The following is a 21,497-nucleotide window of genomic DNA, read 5'->3' on the forward strand; positions in this document are numbered from 1 at the left end:
GTTCGTAGCTTCTTAATTCTTTTGTTTACTTTGATAGTCATGAATAGCAGCCTTTATAGCATCTTCAGCAAGTACCGAACAGTGTATCTTCACTGGAGGTAAAGACAACTCTTCCACTATTTGAGTATTCTTTATCTGTGTAACGTCACTGATGGTTCTTCCCTTTATCATCTCTGTTAACAAGGAACTTGAAGCAATGGCAGAACCACAACCAAAAGTTTTAAATTTTGCATCTTCAATAACACCTTTGTCATTGACCTTTATCTGCAATTTCATTACATCACCGCACGATGGTGCACCAACTAAACCAGTACCAACACTTGGATCATTTTTATCCAGAGAGCCAACATTCCTTGGATTTTCGTAATGATCTAATATTTTCTCATTATAACTCATAAAATTACCTATAAACCACTACATTTATTATAACACATTTAAGTTAAAAACTAAAGTAAAATACACTAGCAAACGGTATATTTTACTCACGAAATACCCGCAAAGTGAGTGCATTTTACTTTACAAATACACGTATTACATGTCATTCTTTATATTGTAATTAAGTTTATAATTTAAAAAGGAGTATTCCCTTGAGTTTATTTGGTAACCTTTATAAAGGCCTGTTAAAAACTTCTTCTCGCTTTAGCGATGGAGTGAAAAGTATTTTTTCTGGCAAAAAAAAATTAGATCAGTCGCTTTTGGATGAGCTAGAAGAATTGCTAATTAGCATGGACATTGGTCATAAAACTTCTAAGTTGATTATCGATAGGCTCACAAGCATCAAATTTGACAAGGAAGTTGAGCATAACATTATCACACGGCAGTTAATGAACGAGATAGAAGCGATATTAAACCCTGTTGTGCAGCCGTTAATTTTAAATAAAAAACCACATATAATAATGGTGTGCGGAGTAAATGGTAATGGTAAAACCACAACTATAGGTAAACTCGCATATAAATATAAGGAGATGGGAAAGTCCGTTATGCTTGTTGCATGCGACACATTTAGAGCGGCTGCTAGTGAGCAGTTAAATATTTGGGCAGAACGCTCTGGTTGTTCTATCGTTACTGGAGAGTACGGTAGCGACTCTGCAAGTGTGGCATATAGAGCTGTAAGTCAAGCTATAAAAGATAACGTTGATGTTGTTCTAATTGACACAGCAGGAAGGCTGCAAAATAATGTGAACCTTATGGAGGAATTATCAAAAATATATAGAACGATAAAGAAATTGGATGACACTGCCCCTCATGACGTTATTTTAGTTCTTGATGCAACTACCGGCCAAAATGCTTATAGCCAATTAGAAGCATTTAGCAAAATGGTTAATGTTACCGGGCTAATCGTAACAAAGCTAGATGGCACTGCTAAGGGTGGAGTGGTAATTGGACTCGCAGAAGCCTATAAGATAAAGTTATATGCTATAGGAATTGGCGAAAGTATAGAGGACTTAAGGGAGTTTACTAGTAAAGAGTTTGCTGAAGCACTATTTAATTGTAATTAAAAATTTCTCTTAATTCCCTTACGTGACCAAGTTTAATTATCTCAATATCATGAGAAGAGTAATTACCATTTTTAGGCATAATTGCTTTTTTGAATCCTAACTTTTGTGCTTCTTTTAGTCTGAGATCAGCATGCGAGACATTCCTAATTTCTCCTGAAAGTGCAACTTCACCGCAGATTATTGAAGAAGTTGGCAGCGGTAAATTTACTACACTTGAAATAAGGGAAGCAGCAACAGCAAGATCAGCCGATGGTTCCTGTATTTTGAGTCCCCCTGCAATGTTTAGGTATACCTCTTTATCATGCAAAAACATTTTGCAACGAGCATTTAGCACCGCGATGATCATAGCCAATCGATTAATATCCCACCCAACTACTGCCCTTCTTGGGGTTGCCATATTAGTCCCTGCTATTAATGCTTGCACTTCCATTAAAATTGGTCTTGAACCTTCAATTCCTGCAAATACGGCGCTGCCAACTACTTCTCTGTCATGGGCCATCAGAAACAATGATGATGGGTTATCAACAGGCACAAGTCCAGCTTCAGACATCTCAAAAACACCAATTTCATTTGCAGGGCCAAATCTATTTTTAATAGTACGCAAAATGCGATATTGATTACTATTTTCACCCTCAAAATATAGTACTGTATCTACCATATGCTCCAGGGTTTTAGGTCCTGCTATTTGTCCATCTTTCGTTATATGGCCAACTATCAAGAGAGAAACACCATATTGTTTCGCAAGAATGGTTAATTCATGTGCACAAGTACGAACCTGAGTTACAGTTCCTGGTGCTGATGTAATTCTGCTATCATACATTGTTTGTATAGAGTCAATTACTAAGAATTTAATACTTTTATTTTCCTTTATTGTTGCTACTACATCAGTTAAAGACACTGTAGATAAAAGCTTAATTTTAGGTTCATTTATCTTAAGACGCTTTGCTCTGAGACTCACTTGCTCTAAAGATTCCTCGCCAGATACATAAAGACATTCAAAAGAGGAAAGTTGCACAACATTAGCTGCAATTCTAAGCAAAAGGGTAGATTTCCCAATTCCAGGTTCGCCACCAATTAAAATGCTAGCACCTTGAACGATACCCCCACCAAAAACTCTATCTAATTCTTCTATCCCTGTTAGGAAACGACTTGGAATGATAATTTCGCTACCCGATAACGTCTTTATTAAAATTGGCGCAGATATACTTCTTTTGCTCGTTTTTACTGCTATTTCCTCAACAACTGTATCCCAATTGTCACATGCAATACACTTCCCTACCCACCTACCAGTGCTGTGACCACAGGATTGACATACATATACAGTTTTCATTAAAATCAAAATTATTTTGTTATAATTGTAATAAAAATTAGCTGAATAGGCGAAGTAAATCTAAACACTGAGTCTCACAAACGTTGTGGTGCGAAGATAATTGTCATAAGTTGTGCCATTTAAATTCATGCACAATAATTGCACGCACGCTTCCCTCCAGGATCTAAGTAGCCTCTTCTCCTGTCATCTAAGTAGCCCCTTCTCCTGTCATTCCAGTGCTTGACACTGGAATCTTGTTTCAATGTTAAACAAAATACCATAGAATTCAAGAAGACAATTCCTAGAAAATTTCTACATCCAAAAAAAGGCATAAGTCATGTTAATGCTGTTTGAATGAGCTGATATAAAGATAAGCCAAATTTTTACAAGGAAAAGCAATACAAAACCTAGCGATCATAGCAGCATCTGATCTATCTGTTTTATTTCTAAGTAGCTCACTTTTGCCAAAAGCTTTGATTTGGGCTGGCACTTACATTATGTCCCAGGTCATACATAAAATTTTTCACTATAACAACCTGTTGCTTCAAGACACAGATGAATAAGCTCTGCTCCATGATTATTGCACCAAGTCACAAGCTTTTCAAAACCATCTTGGTTGTTGTGAAAAACTTTATGTCGTTTTTTGCTGCCTACCAACAAACAAGCATCAAATTTTTGTTTAGCAATATCTATAACTAAAATAGCATTTGTTTGCATAAAACCGCCTCCAAGACTATAAACAAAATTGAGAGTTCTTGTAAATACGGGATATAATTTCAAAGATACTGTTCAGTCTTTTAACTCTATTGGAAGGAGAGCAAAATCTAATTTTCGGCCTTATTGGCGTTAGTTCACATCCGGCTTCACCCTTCCCTGCAAGATATTTTAGCTCTAATACCTTACATCATAAAGATACAAGTTCATATTTAGAGATTTTGAGTGTATAATTATAAGCAAATTAAATAATTTAAGATGATGACTAATGTATCCAGTGATACAGAATCAATAAAAAGCATGATTGTAAGTATAATAGATCAAAATAAAGGTCACGATATAGTTACTTTCGATGTGCAGAATAGAACCATTATTGCAAAATATATGATTATTGCATCTGGTGATTCAAGTCGCCATGTGAAAGCGTTAGCTGAACACGTAATAAAAAGTCTCGAGCGACATGATAAAATAGATGTAGAAGGTATGGATGAAGGCAATTGGGTGGTTTTGAATTTTCAAGGCATAATGGTTCACATATTCAGGTCAGAAGTAAGGGAGTATTATAAAATAGAAGAACTGTGGAATTGATTGCCTGGGCCATTCAAGTACAACTGTATAAGTATCGCACCTTTAGGATAGCTCCCCAAGAAAAGGTGTCATCCCAGTGCTTGACACTGGGATCCAGAAAACTTAATTATAAACGAGCACACTATACAACGCTTTTGATGAAATTGCATGAAAAACTGGATTCCAGCGTCACGCGCTGGAATGACATCATCATCGATATCTTCAATGACAATGTTCACATATAAAATAACATACTAAAAAGATTATGAAACACAAGTCCGAGTTTTTAAATTTTATCCAAGAAAGAGGGTACCTATACCAATGTACAAATATTGAAGGGTTAGATCAGCTATTATCCGAAAATAATCATATAGTCGCATACATTGGGTTTGATTGCACAGCACCAAGTCTTCATATTGGTCATCTAATGCATATTATGATGTTCCGCCACCTGCAAAAATTTGGTTACAAGTCGATAGTTTTACTTGGAGGTGGCACAACGAAAATCGGCGACCCATCCGGTAAGGATAAAGCAAGAAGCTTCTTATCTATCAAGGATATTAGCGAAAATATATCTAGTATAAAGAAAACATTGGAGAAAATGATATCTTTCGATGATGGAAAGACTGGTGCAGTTATAGTAAATAACGCAGACTGGCTGGATAGTATAAAATATATAGACTTTTTGCGTGATATAGGAATACATTTTTCAGTAAATCGCATGCTAAGTTTTGATAGTGTGAAAACTAGGCTGGATAGAGAGCAAACCTTAAGCTTCTTAGAATTCAATTACATGCTATTGCAAGCTTACGACTTTACTGAATTAAACAAAAAATATGATTGTCGTCTGCAGATTGGAGGGTCAGACCAGTGGGGAAATATAGTAAACGGAATTGAGCTTGGAAAAAAGTTGAATTTACCTGAGCTGTTTGGCCTTACTACGCCTCTTTTATTAAATGCACAAGGAAAAAAAATGGGCAAAACTGAAAGTGGAGCAATATGGCTCGATGGCGATATGCTAAAACCTTACGACTACTGGCAATATTTTCGCAACGTTGATGATCAAGATGTTGGACGTTTTTTGAGATTGCTCACTGATGTGCCAATTGATGAGATTAGAAAACTAGAATCTTTAAAGGATCAAGAAATAAATGAAGCAAAAAAAGTTTTGGCAACAGAAGTGACAAAAATATGTCATGGTAATAAAGAAGCAGAACTTGCACGATCTGCTGCAGTTTCTGCTTTTGAAAATGAAGATAGCTCACTACTTCCTGATTACATCATAAAAAAAGAACAAGTTGCAAGCGGCACATCCTTAGTAGACCTGTTACACGATACTGGTTTTGAATTGTCCAAAGGTGCTGCAAAGCGTTTAATACAGGGCAATGGGTGCAAAGTTAATGATAATATTATAACCGACGTTAACTACATAATAAATTCCGAGAGCTTCAAAGGTCGGTCATTTATAAAACTGTCTGCAGGAAAGAAACGCCATATAAAAGTCGTGGTGGGTTAATAAATTTTTATGGAAGAAAGGATATATTAGAAAATTGAGGGCTTTATATATGAAATAAGGAGGCAAAAATGAGACTGTATTATAAAGATATCACAGGTCTTATCAAAGAACCCTACCTCTCTAGCGGAAGAGATTATTTTAACAAAGGAAAGGTGCAGATCATATCTGTTGATGAATCTCACGCTAAATCAAAGGTGGTTGGGTCAAGTAAATATCAGGTAACACTAAAGCACGATGGTCCTCTTTTCAGTGGAACATGTTCCTGTCCTGCATTCTGTTACTTTGGTCCATGTAAGCATATGGCTGCAACGGGTTTTACTTTGATTGATCTTGACAGAAAGGAGTATCGATCATCTATGTGCCCGGGATATGTTGATAAACAAACTCTCCTTGAAAGGTTTTTACTTAAAAAAACAAACAAAGAGCTCATTTCAATAATTGTTCGTCTAGGTGACCAACATCCAGAGATTTTTGAAGAACTAGAGGATGAAGAATATGAGCAATTCACTCAAAGTAAGTTTTCAAAATCCGAGAATTATGTATAAAGTGATTGGAAAGATGGTGAGATCAGGTAATCTATAGCTGGCCCAAGCAAGGTTTCCCTATGTCATACCGCCGCGATATCTCTTAGCCGCTAACACGTAGCGGGACGACAGCAGTCCTATGTCATGCCGCCGCGAACCGTCATACCGCCGCGAACCGTCATACCGCCGCGGTATCTCATCAGCTAACAAGCAGCGGGATGACGGTTGTCGTTTAGCCATAAATGTTTAAGAAATTTACCAAATGAAAAAAAAGGCAAAAGAAGCCCCGTGGTTGGCTAATTACTTACATTATACTTTCAAGTATGGCGTTTTTTTATTCTAAACGCTTAATAACCGCGATTCAGCTGCTTTTAAACCGCAACTAATCTAAATTATAAACGTTAAGAAATTTACTAAACAGAAAAAAAGGCAAAAGAAACCCTAGGGTAGCTAGTTACTCACTATCCATTTTTTAAGTTGGCGTTTTTTGATGTTTTAAATGCTTTATAAGCGTATTTCAGCTTGTGTAGGTAAAAACCTAGAAATTTGATAAAGACATAAGATGCACATAGTGCAAAAAATTAAACATGAGACGCCAAATACGTTGAGTTTTTTTGTCATTTAATCTGTACAGAGAAGATAAATAAATAGCTTCAGTTTCATGATAAGGGGGCTGGCGAAGGGTGTCAAGTAAGTTTTTTGTTTCTATTCCCAATAAAAGTTCGTTATATGGTTATGCAAGAAGTCTAATTGGTATAACCATGCATGAATGCTATTTTCGGTAAAATCTCTTACAACGCTCAAAAGCAGAAAAACAAAAACTTGATTTTCGCAGCTAAATAGTGGACCATCAAAAGCACGCATAAATATCTACAATGAAAGAAAAAACTTTCACAATCATCGATGGCTATGGTTTTCTTTTCAGAGCTTATTATGTACTACCTCACTTAATTACCACAACAGGAATGCCAATAGGTGGTGTATATGGCTTTCTGAATATGGTTCTTAAGTACATTGCCCATTCGGACTACTTAACTATAGCACTTGATGTGGGGAAAAAGAATTTTAGGCACAATTTATATCCTGAGTACAAAGCAAACAGAGTAACGCCTCCTGAGGATCTAATTCCACAGTTTACCATACTGAGGGAAGCGGTAGAAGCTTTTAACCTCAGCTATGAAGAAATTGAAGGTTATGAAGCAGATGACATAATCGCAACACTAGCTGCAAAATACGCCAACCACCAAGACTTTAAAGTGGTAGTCGTTTCATCAGATAAAGATTTATTTCAACTCTTGAACCACAATATTTTAATATTCGATCCCATTAAAAATATATACATAGATGAAAAACAAGTAATAGAAAAATTTGGTGTAAATTCAAACAAGCTTCTTGATTTATTTTCTCTAACTGGTGATGCATCTGATAACATTCCAGGTGTTCCAGGAATAGGTCCGAAGACTGCAGCTAAATTACTGGATGAATTTGATTCATTGAATAATATTATAGAGAACATTGATAACATCGAGCAAACGAGGATTCGTAATATTCTTACCGAACATAAGGAAAAAGCACTAATTTCAAGAGAACTTTTATCACTATGCGAAAAAGTAGACCTTCAACATGATATTGCAAAATATGAAGTCCATTCTCCAAATATGGAGAAACTATTATCCTTTTTAAAGAAGTATGAATTCAATTCCTTAATAGGTAAAATGGAAAAGCTTTTTTCTTACAATGGATCTAGCACAGAAAAGAAAACAGAATATAGTAGTGAAGAGTTAGAGAAATTTTTGGAGCATTGTAGATATGAAGGCAAAATTGTAATTCATTACCACCTTGAAAACAATGTATTAAGTCTATCTTATAGCGAAAGTAATATTTTTTATATAGAGCAAGACAGCATACAAGATGCACTCATTACAATTAACTCAACTTTACTCTCAAATGGGGTGCTTAAAATAATACATAACATTAAAGAGATCAGGAAAATCTTCCCTGCAGTAGAGAAGATGCTAGATTCAGTTGATGATTTGATGATAATGTCGTATAGCTTGGATACAGGAAAGCATGATCACAGTATTCCAAACATAGTTGCGCATAATTTGAGTGAAAATGCAGAAATTTTCTCGGCAAAAACTTTAATAGCAATTCATGAAAAGCTAAAGCAAAGGTTGTTTCAGGAAAAATTGTTCACAATTTACGAGCGCTTCGATAAGCCACTTATGAAAGTAATATTTGATATGGAGAAAAATGGGATATTACTGAACATACAAAAATTACAGGAATTGTCCGATAAATTTCAGCAGGTAATTGCTGTACTTGAAAGTGAGATATATAACTTAGCAGAGGAAAGATTTAATATTGCTTCGCCAAAACAATTAAGTGATGTCTTATTTAATAAAATGGGGCTTAATAAAAAGAAAAAGTCAAAATATGGGTCGTATAGCACCAATTCTGAGGTTCTAGAGGCGCTTGAAGCAGAAGGAGCGGAAATCGCAAGTAAAATCTTAAATTGGCGACATTTAAGTAAATTAAAAGGCACCTACACTGATGCGTTAATAAAGCAAGTTGATCCCATTGATGGTAGAATACACACAAGCTTTTCAACGACTGCAACTGCAACTGGAAGGCTGAGCTCCAGCAATCCTAATTTACAGAACATTCCTATCAGAAGCGAAGAAGGAAATCTCATTAGACAAGCATTTATTGCGCCAAAAGGACATAAGATAATTTCTGCCGACTATTCACAAATAGAATTGAGACTCTTGGCACACGTTGCAAACGTTGCAGCATTTAAAGAAGCTTTTGCAAACGGACAAGATATTCACGATATCACCGCAAGGCAAGTTTTTGGAGTGCAAGAAATAGATGAGCAATTAAGACGCAAAGCAAAATCCATTAATTTTGGAATTATATATGGCATTAGTCCGTTTGGCCTTGCAAAACGGCTTGGAATTACCATTGCGGAAGCTGCTGAATACATTAATTACTATTTTTCCTGTTACCCAGAAATAAAAGTCTATATGGAAAAAGCAGTGTCTATCGCGAGATTGCATGGTTATGTAGAAACTTTGTTTGGCAGGAGATGCTTTGTAAGAGACATAAACAATACAATTCCTTATGTAAGACAATTTGCAGAAAGGGCAGCAATAAATGCACCACTGCAAGGCACCGCTGCTGATATAATAAAACGTGCGATGATTCAGCTTTTTGACCAATTGAAAGTAGGTAAAATAATCCTCCAGGTTCACGATGAACTACTGGTTGAAGTAGAAGACGAAAAGGTACAAGAAACAGCAAAACTTATGAAAGATATAATGGAAAATGCAATAGAAATTTCTGTACCACTTGAAGTAGAAATAAAAGTTGGCGACAACTGGGGTCTAAATTCCCTTAATTATGACTTAAACATCGTGAATTCTAGGAGTATAAATCATTTGAACTAATACGAAAAATATGTTAGAATAGAACATAGCAAATGCAAATAGGTCAGCCATGACAGGCCCACAAGTAAAAAGTTCAAAACCTCCAAAGTTACCTACTCAGGTAACTAACAAAGATGAGAAAACTTTTGAAAAAGAGGAACATCAGTTAATCTATCGTGCTTTCCTATATACTTTAGGAAATCCAGAAAATCTAGAGAAGCAAACGAAACAGGAAATAGAAAAGAAGAAACAGAAATTGAAAGAAGAACTTTTAGATCAAGAAAAACAAAAATTACAGAGTGATCTGGAGTCATTAAATAAACGATTAGAGCGATTACAGAATGGAAATGAAAAGAAAATTTTTACTTTTATATCAAAAAATCATGAAGGTATATTCAATAATATTAATCAAGAAGATATAAAGTTACTAAGTGAAGAGAATTTCTGTCAGTTTTTACTTTCTGTATTTAAAGAAATTAGAGAGCAAGGCTTAGCTAGAGAAGAGAAATTCAATAATGATAAAATACAACAAATAATAACCAAGTGTGTAGCTGATATACGGGGTACAGAAGCTAAAGATTCACTAATAAAGCTTCTCGGGTGGCCGCTTGGAGTAAAGGTAGATCCTAAAAACGCTCTTGGCTCTATTAAAGACGGATTATTAGAGAAGGTGCCATTTTTCGGTAAAGACAAAAAAGAGGAAGATGAACCACCACTCAGTGATGAAGAGATGGTAACAACGTTCTTACGTAAGATCTTTCTTCCTATTCTTTTTTCCATTGCTTCAATATCAATTTTTGGTCCTACTACACTTGCGGTAGTTGTTGCTGCTATTGGTGCAATATTTGCTATAAAAGGAGGAGTGGGAGTTCTTTTTTCAAATAACAAAAAAGGTACTTTGTATGACCCTAGCTCACAAGATAAAGATGATACAGAAAAGAGAGCAAAACTGAATGGAAAAATTCTCGAGGGCATTGATGATATTTTAAAAACCCCAGTTACAGGAGTTGAGAAAGGCACCTCTGTTTCTGAACAAATTTCCCAAGAAAAAGAAAAGAGTGAACAACAACCTGTTCCTGAGCAAATTTCCCAGGAAAACAACAGGGGAAACGAAAAGAGTGAGCAGCAAGATCGATCTTGGGCAGGAAAGGAAAACAAACGAAGGGAAGAGACCATAGAGCAGCAATCAAGTAAGACCTAGGTTTGCCAAAAAGTGAGTTGTGTAAGAGGTCTACTATTATTCTATAGCACATACAACAGGAGTATGGTCAGACGGATTTTCTAGCTTACGCAATCTATCATCTATGTAGCATGTTTCCAATTTATCTACAGCTTGTGGTGATAACAGCATATAATCTATTCGCATTCCTTGATTATTTCTGAGTGAATTGCCTTGATAATGCCACCAAGTAAATTGTTGCAAATTTGGGTGAGATATTCTAAACGCGTCTTTAAACCCAAGATTCAAGACTGCTCTTAACTTCTCACGTTCTTTTATATGAAAGCACACTTGGCCATTCAATAAATTTGAATCAAAGACATCAATTTCATCCGGTGCAACATTATAATCGCCAGCTATAATAGTTAACTCTTCATTCTTTAACAAAGTGCTCATCCTTTCATATAGGTTATCAAAAAACTTGAGTTTATATTCAAATGCGTGAGAGTCCGGGCTTTGACCGTTTGGAACGTATACACTTCCTACCCTTATCTTACTATTGGTATGCTTTATCACACACTCTATATAACGTGCTTCTTGATGACTCTCTACAACATCAATTTTTAATTTTTCCAGTATCGGATATTTAGATAAAACACAAACGCCGTTTCTTGCAACTTGTCCATAGATAGCATATTCATATCCTAACTTTTCTATCTCTGCATAAGGAAATTGCTCTTCTGTACATTTTATCTCTTGCAGCAAAACTATATCTATCTGACTATCAACTATAAAACTACAAAGTTGGTTAACTCTTTTACGTATGGAGTTTACATTCCAAGTTGCAATCTTTAGCATCAACAGTCCTTATTAATTATATCAATTAAACTCTCCCCAGTAGGCAACCTCGATGTTATAATTTTTTTCCATTTGATTAACTTTAAACTATCAGCAATGTTTTTACTCATGGTATATGCAACTGTATTATTCATCACATGAGATAGCCCACTTTTTAGAACTAATGAACAAAATACCCTTGCTGTCTGTGAGGAAAAAAAAGCAACACTATCAATTTTACTATCCAACAGTAAATTTTTACACCTATTAGTTAGACTCCTTTTAATAATTGTTTTATAGAGTACAACTTCTCTTACGTTAAAATCTTCTTCAGATAATCTCTTTTTTAGGTCACATGATACTTCTTGTCCTCTTATATATAAGAACTTTATTGCACTTGAATAGTGAGCTTTTATGAATGATATCAGACCATCAACGTTGCTGTCTGCTGAGATTATATCAGAAAATCCCAAATTTTTTGCAGCCTGCATGGTTGAATTACCAACTGTAATAATCGGAAAGTCATCCACTTTGCATATTTGACTAAAAGCCTTTACACTGTTTTTACTTGTAGATATCACAACGTCAAATTCGTACGCAGATATATCAGGATTTAAGTACTTTATTGTGAATACTGGTTCTATAAAAACTTTGTATCCATACTTTCTCAATATATTTCTTGTATTGAACGAATCCAATAAAGGCCTCGTTAATAAAATAGACTTCATTCTGATTTATTTCACTACTAGTAAAATAGTACCCTTTATACACAAATTACTGAATAAAAATTTTTATTTTGATGGCTTGAGCAACTATTCAAGTAATTGATGTTGAAATAAGGATACTCAGTCCCCTATTTACCACTAAGCTTTAAATTCACTTATACTTTTTTAATGCTAATTACATTGAACTCTGTTGAATCATTCCATTCACCTGGAGTTATATTGAATACTAATTCTCTCTCATCTAAAGATAAAGTTCCATTATCTATCTTATAGTTATTTGTATAACACTTTTTGATTCTGCTATCTTCTATCCTCTCTTCTATTTGTAAAGATTTTGGATTAAGCATTATATCTTTATGTACGTTTCCATCGGAACATATATATGTATATAAGTTTTTGAATACCAAATTCTCATATTCATCACGTTCTACTACATATGCACTACGATCTATCAGATCTGGATTATCCTTATTATATTCAGATATTACATAATGAGCATTATCCTCAAAAAAATCTGGGTGACTGTTTGAAAAATCCATATACTAACCTCTTTTATTATTAAACTATTAGTATTATAGCTAATATTCCTATACAAGTCAAATAAGTTAACTTGTTAACACTTAAACTGCTTTTGCGGTTGGAGAGAGGTTATCAGTAGGTTTTTCTGCCTGTGGTTTGCTGATCAAAGTCCGAATGATATTAGTTGCCATAATAGCACAACCTAAAATAAAAAAAGGTGTAGAAACAAAATAGATAACAGAAGACTCAAAAAGCGACATAGATGCAATACCTCCTATTAGAAATGAAACACTGGATACTATATCAAGATAGATCTTCGTTAATTTTTCTTGTCCAGGAGAGTTTTCTACACCAAGCTGCTTATTAAGCTCACATTTTCGAAAGTGATCAGTACGTGACCATAAATTTAAGCCAAGTGAAATTGCACTTAGTGTGATACTAAGAGCGGCAGAATGTACACTTAGCCCAGAAATATTAAAGACTAATATTGCTATATATCCAATAAAAAGGACAGTAGATAGCGCAGTAACTAAGCGTTTCGAGTAAGTTCGTACCTTCTTTCTGTAGGCTAACTTATCTTTTTCACCATACATAGCATAAATATTACCTAATACTTATATTGTAGCATTAATTAATTCAACAAGCAATATGGAAGCTAAGAGTGCCCGAGAGAAGACTTGAACTTCCACAACTTAAAAAGTTACTAGCACCTGAAGCTAGCGCGTCTACCAATTCCGCCACCCGGGCTTTTTATAGTTTACTATGTTAAAGTTAAATAATATACTTAAACAATTTTTAGTTCAAAGGTAATGCCAAATCTAGATCAAATATTTTTCGCTCAAAACAATGTTAATATTAATAACGTATATAAAATAGTCAATAGCGCTTTGAGCAATAGCGATGGTGGTGAGCTGTTTCTAGAATTTTGCCAGTCGGAGTCCCTGCTTTTTGAGGATAACATATTAAAACACATGGACTTGAATACTAGAAGGGGATTTGGTTTAAGGTCTTTTTGTGAGGATAGTACATCTTTCGTTTGTTCTTCTGAGATTAGCGAAAAAGAAATTAGTAATGCTGCTTCTATGGTAAAAAGCTCAGTGTCTTTAAACAAGACAAATTCAATAAATTTAAACGAAGAGACGACAAGCCTATATTCGAGGATTAACCCCATAAATGAAATGGATCTGAATTCAAAGATTAAACTACTCAATGAGGTTAATGAGTATGTAAGGTCCAAAAATAACTGCGTGAAGCAAGTAAAAATAACTTTAAGTGGAGAATGGCAAGTCGTACAAATAATAAAAGTTGATCACAGATTAAGCGATATCAGGCCTCTGGTACGTTTCAATGTGCTAGTCATTGTAGAAAAAGATGGTCGTACCGAAAGAGGTTCTGCAGGGCATGGTGGAAGGGACTCTTATAGTAAGTTTATTTCTGAGAAAAAGTGGAAAGAAGTTGCAAACCAAGCGTTAGAACAAGCACTGGTAAATCTTGAAGCAATTCCAACTCCAGCCGGAGAAATGACAGTCGTTTTAGGTCCAGGCTGGCCAGGAATATTGTTACACGAAGCCGTGGGTCATGGACTTGAGGGCGACTTCAATCGTAAAAAAGTTTCAGCATTTTCAAATTCTGTGGGTAAACAAGTAGCGGCTAGTGACATCACAGTAGTTGATGACGGAACTCTGCCTAATTTGCGTGGCTCTATCAGCGTAGACGATGAAGGCACTCCACCCAGTTATAATATATTGATAGAGAATGGGATCCTCAAAGGATACATGCAGGATCATATGAACGCTAAACTCATGGGTGTAAATCCAACCGGTAATGGTAGAAGAGAAAGTTATAAAGAAGTTATTATGCCGCGCATGACAAACACCTATATGCTGCCTGGAAAACATACACCGGAGGAAATAATATCTAGCGTAAAGAAAGGTCTGTATGCAGTAAATTTCGGTGGTGGGCAAGTTGATATAACGTCAGGAAAATTTGTTTTTTCATCTTCGGAAGCTTACCTAATAGAAAATGGTAAAATTACACAGCCAGTCAAAGGAGCAACACTAATTGGTGACGGTCCAACAGTGTTGAAAAAAGTATCTATGGTTGGTAATGATCTAAAGTTGGATCCTGGTGTTGGCACATGCTCAAAAGATGGACAAAATGTACCCGTTGGAGTTGGTCAGCCGACACTCAAAGTCGACGCAATAACTGTTGGTGGAACTGAGATATAGATAAGGGCTAAAACGGATTCCAGCGCATGACGTACAATTGTACAAACATTGTAGCCGTTATCCAAGTAGCCTGCAGAAACGAAAAAACTTACTTGACACCCTTTGCCAGCCCCCTTATCATGACGTGTATAACAATGTTACAAAAAATAATATCATAGAATTCAATAGGATAATCCCTAGAGAATTACTCATCTACAAAAAGCCAAATCGTGTTAATGCTGTTTAGATGTAAAAGATAAGCTAAATTTTTACGAGGAAAAAATAGCAAGACATCTTTGATTGAACCAAGTTTATGTGGTAGGCAACTGAGCCGGGTTGTTATTTTAACTACCACAATTAAGTCAACAAATTTTAACAGTAAGGAGAAACATCATGAAAACACCGAAAAAAATATGGAAAAGTATTGCTAAAAAATTCAAAATAGCACTGCCGCAAAAGAAGCTGCTATACAAGAGCCAAACGTTTTTAGCAGTGCAGATTTAGCAGAAGCCAAGAAACCTTTGGAAGATGTTCTTAATGAGAAAACAACCATAGAGCAGCAGGTTGTAACAGGCAAAGCTGAAAGTGTGAGTCTGATCCAGGATACTGCTTCTATAATCGGTAATATCGAGACACCGGCTAACGCATGTGAAATGGTAACTGAAGTATGTAGTTTTGATGTGAAGCATAAACCTGTAATTGATACTGACACCAGATTATGCGAAGATGTCAATAAAAGTAGTGAAGGTTTTCAGCCTATATGTGAAAACAGCGAAAAAGTTCAGCAAACTTCAGTGAAGACTGATGAACAAGAGTCAAATGCTTCCAATGACCTATCTCCCAAACCTCGTTTTGATGATAATGCTACAGATAAAAGAGAAAAACCATTAACAACGCAAGCAATTCTGGCTGGTAGTGTTGGTGCAGCATTACTAGTCAGTAGTGTTGTAGCTTATATATTGAAAATGTATGCTATAGCGGTGATTGGGTGGATAGTTGGATTAGCGTGTATAGGTTTTGCGCTGTACAATATCATAAATCCCAACACCAAGCTCGAGAAAGTAGAGGAACAATCGATTACTGCTCATCCTCCTTTGAAGGCAATATAAACAAGATAATTTCTTCTATACGGAACCACAATGGTGAATGCCTTCAACAAATGGTCAAGTTTTAACTCAAAATTAATTAAAAATTTATGCAAAAAAAAAGTTGTTGACTTGTAATCTGATGATAGTTAAGGTATGCTTAATTTATCACTAGAGAGGTAATATGCCAAGTTTTTTTGATAAGTCATTTGAAGAACAAGTAGAGAGTATAATTAGAACAGAAGATCTAAAACTACTACAAGCATTCATTGGTATTCGCAATCCGATTGGGCTTTTACAATACTACTCGAGTTTCATAATTACTAAAATTAATATCATGAATACAAGACTTCATGGTGAGTACAAAGTACAAGAAAGGTGTTTAAAGCAGTATAAAGATAATATGATAATGGAGGATATAGAAGAGCAAAGTAGAGCATTATGCATTAGTGATAATACAAATTCAAATTTACATTCTAAGTTAGTTTCAGATATCAGTAAAGATGTAAGAAAGGAATTATTAATGAATATGTTACTTCCTATAACTAATAAAGGGGATAAAAGTTATGATTCTATTTGTAATACTGATTATATGTGCTCATCAATTTCAGATCAGGACCTTATTAGTTATATACGTAATACTGAAATAAGTAGCCTATGCTCTATGGATACAAGGCAAATAATTGAAATGTATGACACATTTGTTCATAAATCAAAAAACCTTGTGAAAAGGATTATAGAGAGAAATTCTTTTGGAAGTTTGGAGCAAAAAAAGGAAATTAGTGAAGAATTAAGTGTTCTTAGAAGAAGAATTATAGAGCAAGAAGGAGAAATTATTAAATATAAGAACTCTTTAGGAAAAGTAAAAGATCGTTCTTTTTTGAGAGAGTGGTATAATGAACTGATAAGTGTGGTGGGAAAAGAAGCTCAAGAGAAAAAAGGTCACGTATTACATGAAGGTTTTCCTAAGGATATAAGAAGAGCATCCTTTTTTATGGAAAACTAAGGGATCGGTTTACTCTGGAAGTTATATCACGTCTTTTAAAAGAGATTATTAGCGATAGATGCAGCAAAGAGCAATTTGATTATCTACAAGATATAATGATGGATCAATTGGTAGACAGCTGTAAGTTAGACTACCAGTCCCTTGTAGAAGAAGTAAATGCAAGATTAAAGGAAGAAATCAACAAATGTGACAACAAGTTTAAAGAAATACTTGAGCTAATAATTAACAAAATTAAGCCAGATAAAGTTATGAAAGCAGAACAAGATGTTCTAAATGACATGCTTTTAGAAGCAGTTAGCCAAGGAAAACAAGATAGTGCACTGTTATTGATATGCAATGGCGCTAATATTAATTTAGAAAAAGAAAACAAAGATAAAACAAAAATTAAAGTGAGGGAAAGATTAGATGAGAAGATCCTAAAGAAACCAGGTTTTTTAGTGATCAGAAAGTTATATAGCGATATGCCATCAATTAAAGCAAGTTTACGCTTAAACCTAGATATTCAAACATTGAATGAGTTTGTTGTAGAAGGATCTTCACAGTCAGTAGAAAACTTTAAAGAGTTTAAAGTGGAAGATATATTTACTCTTGCGGAAATTAGTGACGCCTCACCTGACAATACTGTAACCAAAAAAGCTGCAGATTCTTTAGTAGAATGTGATAAAGGTAAGTTGATTATCAAAGAGCAAGTCATGCAAAAACAAAAAGTTCTATATGAATTACAAGAGAAGTTCAACTCTAAGAAAGAAGAATACACAAAACCTTCATGGAAATGGGCTGCACTAGTTCCTATGGTTGTTATACCATGGTATAGTTTAGTATATGCTGCTTTGTATGTTGGTGCTTGTTTAGCTTATACTGCAGTTGATGTAGGTAGACCATGGAATGCAAGACGAAATGCTCAGAATGAGTTAGAGATAGCACAAGAAGACTTAGGCAGAGCAACAAAAATGTTTGAAGTTTTTTTAGAGTGTTTACAACACTCTGTAGTAGCAGGAAGTGACATATTTAAGGAAAGGTGTAAGGAGATAGAGGCAGAAATAGCAAATATAAAAAAGAATAAGGAAAAGTGGGTTAATTTATCAAGTGTTTTGTCAGCGTTTGAAAATGCACAGAAGGTTAGTAGTGAGAGTGCATCTTGTTTCAATACAAAATCTATTAAATTTAGTGAACTTGCTGGAGATATCATATGTAATAGAATGAGATATATGGATGAACTTAGTCAGCCAGATCAACCATGTAAAAGCACTGGTCAAACTGTAGTAGCTAAGGATAAAGGTAATACAGCAGAAGAAGAGAAGGGGGAAAGGAAGAAAGCAGAAGCAAAAGCTCAAGATGCAGAAGCAAAAAATGAAGCTTATGAACGCTTACTATTGCAGCTAAAAAATGGAGAATTACCTCTCAGTGCGTTGAAGGATATAGAGATTGAATCTCCAGTTGCAGGTCCTTCTTGGCAGGTATGAGAACAAAGGAGTTTATAAAGTTTTTAGAACGTAAAAAGCTAAAAGATGTTCTATACAAAAAACTTGAGTGGCAAAGTGATTATGTTCCAAGTAGTTACGTAGAAGTAGGTAAGTTATTTGATGAGTTTGGCAAGCAAAAGATAGCACCTTTCCTACATGGTGATGTATCCTATTATGCAAGCAGAAGGAGGATTATTGCTTGGCAAGCAGGAGCATTAATTTTTTCTTTTTGGTTAGGGTCGCTGGTTTTATGTATTCAGCTCAATGGGCAAAAGAAATTATTAGCTCTATCGGGTTGGGCAGTATTGTCTGCCATTTCTTGGTATGCTGGGTATTCTTGGTGGCCAGGTTTACTTGACTTATGTTTTGCAAATAGAATTAAAGAATATGTTGAAATGTATAGTGAGAAAGTTATGTTGAGTCATCCAAGGAATGAAGGGTATTCAGGTTATGTTAAGTCAATAAGAGGGTTAGTAGATGTTTCAGAGTTTGAGATGCATGTAACATATTTACATGGTATCAGTAGCGAAGCCTTTAAAGAGTATAAAGAGCACCTTCTTGCAACAACACTTGTGAATCATAAAGAGATAAGAAAAAGATTTTTGGAATATGTAGAGGCATTACGTAGTGGGGAGATAGCTAATGATGAATTTGAAGTACATGTATCTCGTCTTAGAGAATATACTAGCATAAAGATCGATGAAGAAGAACAGTATAGGTATAGTATTCTATTTAATGAAACGAAGAAGTTTTTTTGGAAAGTTGTTCCTTCTGATTATGAAAATAGAGCAATATCTGAAGACGAAAGCGTTGAAAATTTGTACAGAATATTAAGCGGAATAGATTACGAAAAGGCAACTTTAGGAGAAGTTTTAAAATCGCTCGGTTTATTAGAGTTGGTGGGTGATTATAATGTTGAGTTAGTGTATGTGCTAAAGAAAATGCTATTTCAATATCACCCAGATAGGAATAAGCACGAAAAAGCCAAAGAGATTTTTACATTGATTAATGAGAATATTAACAATCCGATATTTATAATACTTGAGGATTTTGAAAAATATACTGATTGTTTCTACACTTCGTGTCAGTTAGATGAATTCCTAACTTGGCGAATAGGAAAAATAAAAGAGATAAGAGAGGAGGAAGAGAGGAATTTACACCACATCTTAGAAGACAGAGGAAAAAAAGCGCTAGCAGTTTATAATCATCTTCTCTCTAAAATTGGGCCAGAGGGTGCTGATTTTGGATATAGCCTTTTGGATGAAAGGTTTAATTGGCAAAGGTCACCATGTTCATTTAAAATGGAAAATTATAGAAGCGAAAAAGCAGGTATTTTGAATGAAAAAGATAAAATATTAGTTGAATATAGGGAGTTAGCAAGAGAATACATTGTGTTAAGACAAAATAAACTGTTGCATGGAGAGAAAAAGAAGCAGCTGGAAGACATAGAAGAAAACTACAGGAGAATAAAAGAAGAGGAAATAGAGGATCTGGATAATGAGATAGAAAATGATGAGAGGGGAATTAAAGAAAGAGAAAAGTGTCTGAAAGAAAAAAAGGAAAGAATGAAATCATTAGTAGAGTATTTTGTACCATTGTATGATCCAATGATAGAGAGATATGAGAGAGAAATTAGCTATTTAAAGGATGTATGTGCAGGCAAGGTAGATTTTGCAGAAAAATGGAAAGTTCGCTATGAGTGGAATCAAGATCATATAGATAGGTGCAAAAGGAAAATAAAGCAAGAGAAACTTAATACTTTTGTAGATGAAAGAAGGCTAAGGTTATATCAAGAAAAGTTGTTAGAATTAAAAGAAGAGAAAGAAATAATGGAAAATCTACTGGTTTACCTATCTAAGGAAACAGAAAAACCTGCAAGTTATAAGGAAGTATCAAGATACTATTTTATGAAAGGAAAGGATGAATTAGTGTCAGGAATGGTTAAGTTAGGAACTAAATTGTGTCTTGTCTTGGATTACAATACTGATAGTCAAAAAGGTTTAGCAGGTGAATATATAAACATATGTCATGAATATAAACACTTAAAAAGCGAGTGTAAGTCAGCTAAGCAACGAGAAGATATTGAGAATTTAAATGTACAATATGAAGATTTAAAGAATAGGTTTAAAACTGAAGAAGAAAAATATGAAGAGTTACAAAAAAACAAGAAAAAGGTAGATAAAAAGGAATTATTGGTAGTAATAAAGGAAAGAAAGAAAGCAGAAATAAAAGCTCAAGATGCAGAAGCAAAAGCTCAAGATGCAGAAGCAAAAAATGAAGCTTATGAACGCTTACTATTGCAGCTAAAAAATGGAGAATTACCTCTCAGTGCGTTGAAGGATATAGAGATTGAATCTCCAGTTGCAGGACCTTCTTGGAGGAAATAAGAGTTTTGGAGTTTCTATAGTGTGAAAGGTTTAAATTTGTAAATATTATTTTATATATCCTTTCTACCATAGAAAATATCAAAAAATTACTTTTTATAAAAACACAAGTTTATTAGCGTCGCAAAAAAATTAAATATTTACTTTCTTCAAAAACGTGAAAATAGTACGTATATTTGTGAGAACGCGTTGCGTAAAAATAGGGTTGTGAAAATAAAAACATAAAATTGTTGCAACAAAGCTAAGCAACTTAATTCATATGTAAATAAGACAAAAGTAGGCTAAAATGGCTGGTTTTGTGGTATGATAAAATTATTATATAGTAAAGTTCGCACAGAACAAGCGGTAGACCAACTGATTCCAAAAAAAACACTTCTCACGAAATTTGGTTTTGGTTGCTGAGAGTGGTCGGATTATTTAAGTTTTTATTAATACTTTTAAGAAATTAACAGTAATTTATTTGGAAATAACAGAAAAATTTATGATAATTTTATACTTCAAACAGAATGAGATCCTTTTTATTGATACTGTCCTTTTTGTAAAAAATATTCTTAA

19 protein-coding genes, 1 tRNA gene and 1 pseudogene are annotated in these 21,497 nt (G+C 34.6%); 11 read left to right on the forward strand and 10 right to left on the reverse strand.

The window, feature by feature from the left end; all coding sequences use genetic code 11:
- Positions 1-12: 12 nt before the first annotated feature.
- On the reverse strand, positions 13-396 hold the full coding sequence (gene iscU, locus ACJZL1_RS00435) for a Fe-S cluster assembly scaffold IscU (RefSeq protein ID WP_151808025.1): 384 nt from the start codon (positions 394-396) through the stop codon (positions 13-15).
- A gap of 191 nt (positions 397-587) precedes the next feature.
- On the opposite strand from iscU, the gene ftsY reads away from it, so the two are divergent.
- The gene (gene ftsY, locus ACJZL1_RS00440; protein WP_419247258.1) at positions 588-1,499 is read left to right on the forward strand and encodes a signal recognition particle-docking protein FtsY; all 912 of its coding nucleotides are present in this window, start codon (positions 588-590) and stop codon (positions 1,497-1,499) included.
- Here ftsY and radA read toward each other — a convergent pair.
- Positions 1,486-2,829, reverse strand: coding sequence for a DNA repair protein RadA (radA, locus tag ACJZL1_RS00445; RefSeq protein ID WP_419247259.1), 1,344 nt, complete (start codon positions 2,827-2,829; stop codon positions 1,486-1,488). The genes ftsY and radA overlap by 14 nt on opposite strands.
- Positions 2,830-3,202: 373 nt before the next feature.
- A pseudogene (locus tag ACJZL1_RS00450) lies at positions 3,203-3,525 on the reverse strand (IS110 family transposase); the annotation flags it as partial.
- A gap of 258 nt (positions 3,526-3,783) precedes the next feature.
- On the opposite strand from ACJZL1_RS00450, the gene rsfS reads away from it, so the two are divergent.
- Positions 3,784-4,110 carry a ribosome silencing factor gene (gene rsfS / locus ACJZL1_RS00455; RefSeq protein ID WP_265026353.1) on the forward strand — a complete coding sequence of 109 codons (327 nt, stop codon included), beginning with the start codon at positions 3,784-3,786 and terminating at the stop codon, positions 4,108-4,110.
- 68 nt (positions 4,111-4,178) lie between these two features.
- Here rsfS and ACJZL1_RS00460 read toward each other — a convergent pair whose 3' ends face one another.
- On the reverse strand, positions 4,179-4,328 hold the full coding sequence (locus ACJZL1_RS00460) for a hypothetical protein (RefSeq protein WP_167347162.1): 150 nt from the start codon (positions 4,326-4,328) through the stop codon (positions 4,179-4,181).
- A gap of 26 nt (positions 4,329-4,354) precedes the next feature.
- Here ACJZL1_RS00460 and tyrS point away from each other — a divergent pair, with 26 nt between their 5' ends.
- Both tyrS and ACJZL1_RS00470 read left to right on the forward strand, forming a co-directional pair.
- A complete protein-coding gene (gene tyrS, locus ACJZL1_RS00465; RefSeq protein WP_353285016.1) occupies positions 4,355-5,605 on the forward strand; it encodes a tyrosine--tRNA ligase in 1,251 nt (416 codons plus the stop codon).
- A 68-nt stretch (positions 5,606-5,673) separates the two neighbouring features.
- The gene (locus ACJZL1_RS00470; RefSeq protein WP_419247260.1) at positions 5,674-6,150 is read left to right on the forward strand and encodes an SWIM zinc finger family protein; all 477 of its coding nucleotides are present in this window, start codon (positions 5,674-5,676) and stop codon (positions 6,148-6,150) included.
- Positions 6,151-6,207: 57 nt separating this feature from the next.
- On the opposite strand, the gene ACJZL1_RS00475 is transcribed toward ACJZL1_RS00470, so the two are convergent.
- Positions 6,208-6,369 (reverse strand): hypothetical protein, encoded by a 162-nt coding sequence (locus ACJZL1_RS00475; RefSeq protein ID WP_419247261.1) that lies wholly within the window; start codon positions 6,367-6,369, stop codon positions 6,208-6,210.
- A gap of 635 nt (positions 6,370-7,004) precedes the next feature.
- Between ACJZL1_RS00475 and polA the strand changes: the two genes are divergently transcribed.
- Positions 7,005-9,578: a DNA polymerase I gene (gene polA, locus ACJZL1_RS00480; RefSeq protein ID WP_419247262.1), complete on the forward strand. Its 2,574-nt coding sequence runs from the start codon at positions 7,005-7,007 to the stop codon at positions 9,576-9,578.
- A 49-nt stretch (positions 9,579-9,627) separates the two neighbouring features.
- Entirely contained in the window at positions 9,628-10,758 is a 1,131-nt protein-coding gene (locus ACJZL1_RS00485) for a hypothetical protein (protein ID WP_419247263.1), read from the forward strand.
- 36 nt (positions 10,759-10,794) lie between these two features.
- Here ACJZL1_RS00485 and ACJZL1_RS00490 read toward each other — a convergent pair whose 3' ends face one another.
- The 5 genes from ACJZL1_RS00490 to ACJZL1_RS00510 form a co-directional block, all read right to left on the reverse strand.
- The gene (locus ACJZL1_RS00490; RefSeq protein WP_265026347.1) at positions 10,795-11,574 is read right to left on the reverse strand and encodes an exodeoxyribonuclease III; all 780 of its coding nucleotides are present in this window, start codon (positions 11,572-11,574) and stop codon (positions 10,795-10,797) included.
- Positions 11,574-12,281 carry a uroporphyrinogen-III synthase gene (locus tag ACJZL1_RS00495; protein WP_265026346.1) on the reverse strand — a complete coding sequence of 236 codons (708 nt, stop codon included), beginning with the start codon at positions 12,279-12,281 and terminating at the stop codon, positions 11,574-11,576. Before ACJZL1_RS00495 ends, ACJZL1_RS00490 begins: the two co-directional genes overlap by 1 nt.
- Positions 12,282-12,433: 152 nt before the next feature.
- Entirely contained in the window at positions 12,434-12,817 is a 384-nt protein-coding gene (locus ACJZL1_RS00500; RefSeq protein ID WP_265034410.1) for a hypothetical protein, read from the reverse strand.
- An 81-nt stretch (positions 12,818-12,898) separates the two neighbouring features.
- Positions 12,899-13,390, reverse strand: a complete 492-nt coding sequence (locus tag ACJZL1_RS00505; RefSeq protein ID WP_265034409.1) for a hypothetical protein — start codon at positions 13,388-13,390, stop codon at positions 12,899-12,901.
- Positions 13,391-13,459: 69 nt separating this feature from the next.
- Positions 13,460-13,544: transfer RNA gene (locus tag ACJZL1_RS00510), tRNA-Leu, on the reverse strand.
- A gap of 62 nt (positions 13,545-13,606) precedes the next feature.
- Between ACJZL1_RS00510 and tldD the strand changes: the two genes are divergently transcribed.
- The 5 genes from tldD to ACJZL1_RS00535 all read left to right on the forward strand — a co-directional run bounded on the left by tldD (position 13,607) and on the right by ACJZL1_RS00535 (position 20,945).
- The gene (gene tldD / locus ACJZL1_RS00515; protein ID WP_419247264.1) at positions 13,607-15,025 is read left to right on the forward strand and encodes a metalloprotease TldD; all 1,419 of its coding nucleotides are present in this window, start codon (positions 13,607-13,609) and stop codon (positions 15,023-15,025) included.
- Between the two features lie 500 nt (positions 15,026-15,525).
- The gene (locus ACJZL1_RS00520) at positions 15,526-16,113 is read left to right on the forward strand and encodes a hypothetical protein (protein ID WP_419247265.1); all 588 of its coding nucleotides are present in this window, start codon (positions 15,526-15,528) and stop codon (positions 16,111-16,113) included.
- A gap of 160 nt (positions 16,114-16,273) precedes the next feature.
- Positions 16,274-17,095 (forward strand): hypothetical protein, encoded by an 822-nt coding sequence (locus ACJZL1_RS00525; RefSeq protein ID WP_265026342.1) that lies wholly within the window; start codon positions 16,274-16,276, stop codon positions 17,093-17,095.
- 107 nt (positions 17,096-17,202) lie between these two features.
- Complete coding sequence (locus ACJZL1_RS00530) at positions 17,203-18,558, forward strand: hypothetical protein (RefSeq protein ID WP_265026341.1); 1,356 nt, start codon at positions 17,203-17,205, stop codon at positions 18,556-18,558.
- Positions 18,555-20,945, forward strand: coding sequence for a hypothetical protein (locus ACJZL1_RS00535; protein WP_419247266.1), 2,391 nt, complete (start codon positions 18,555-18,557; stop codon positions 20,943-20,945). Before ACJZL1_RS00530 ends, ACJZL1_RS00535 begins: the two co-directional genes overlap by 4 nt.
- Positions 20,946-21,497: the final 552 nt, after the last annotated feature.

Source organism: Wolbachia endosymbiont of Rhagoletis indifferens, from assembly GCF_048537595.1.
GTDB lineage: Bacteria > Pseudomonadota > Alphaproteobacteria > Rickettsiales > Anaplasmataceae > Wolbachia.

Bases quoted from the DNA above. Each gene is read 5' to 3' on its own strand.
- iscU (WP_151808025.1), bottom strand. From the start codon at position 396: ATGAGTTATAATGAGAAAATATTAGATCATTACGAAAATCCAAGGAAT.
- radA (WP_419247259.1), bottom strand. From the start codon at position 2,829: ATGAAAACTGTATATGTATGTCAATCCTGTGGTCACAGCACTGGTAGG.
- rsfS (WP_265026353.1), top strand. From the start codon at position 3,784: ATGACTAATGTATCCAGTGATACAGAATCAATAAAAAGCATGATTGTA.
- tyrS (WP_353285016.1), top strand. From the start codon at position 4,355: ATGAAACACAAGTCCGAGTTTTTAAATTTTATCCAAGAAAGAGGGTAC.
- ACJZL1_RS00470 (WP_419247260.1), top strand. From the start codon at position 5,674: ATGAGACTGTATTATAAAGATATCACAGGTCTTATCAAAGAACCCTAC.
- ACJZL1_RS00475 (WP_419247261.1), bottom strand. From the start codon at position 6,369: ATGGCTAAACGACAACCGTCATCCCGCTGCTTGTTAGCTGATGAGATA.
- polA (WP_419247262.1), top strand. From the start codon at position 7,005: ATGAAAGAAAAAACTTTCACAATCATCGATGGCTATGGTTTTCTTTTC.
- ACJZL1_RS00485 (WP_419247263.1), top strand. From the start codon at position 9,628: ATGACAGGCCCACAAGTAAAAAGTTCAAAACCTCCAAAGTTACCTACT.
- ACJZL1_RS00490 (WP_265026347.1), bottom strand. From the start codon at position 11,574: ATGCTAAAGATTGCAACTTGGAATGTAAACTCCATACGTAAAAGAGTT.
- ACJZL1_RS00495 (WP_265026346.1), bottom strand. From the start codon at position 12,281: ATGAAGTCTATTTTATTAACGAGGCCTTTATTGGATTCGTTCAATACA.
- ACJZL1_RS00500 (WP_265034410.1), bottom strand. From the start codon at position 12,817: ATGGATTTTTCAAACAGTCACCCAGATTTTTTTGAGGATAATGCTCAT.
- ACJZL1_RS00505 (WP_265034409.1), bottom strand. From the start codon at position 13,390: ATGTATGGTGAAAAAGATAAGTTAGCCTACAGAAAGAAGGTACGAACT.
- tldD (WP_419247264.1), top strand. From the start codon at position 13,607: ATGCCAAATCTAGATCAAATATTTTTCGCTCAAAACAATGTTAATATT.
- ACJZL1_RS00525 (WP_265026342.1), top strand. From the start codon at position 16,274: ATGCCAAGTTTTTTTGATAAGTCATTTGAAGAACAAGTAGAGAGTATA.
- ACJZL1_RS00535 (WP_419247266.1), top strand. From the start codon at position 18,555: ATGAGAACAAAGGAGTTTATAAAGTTTTTAGAACGTAAAAAGCTAAAA.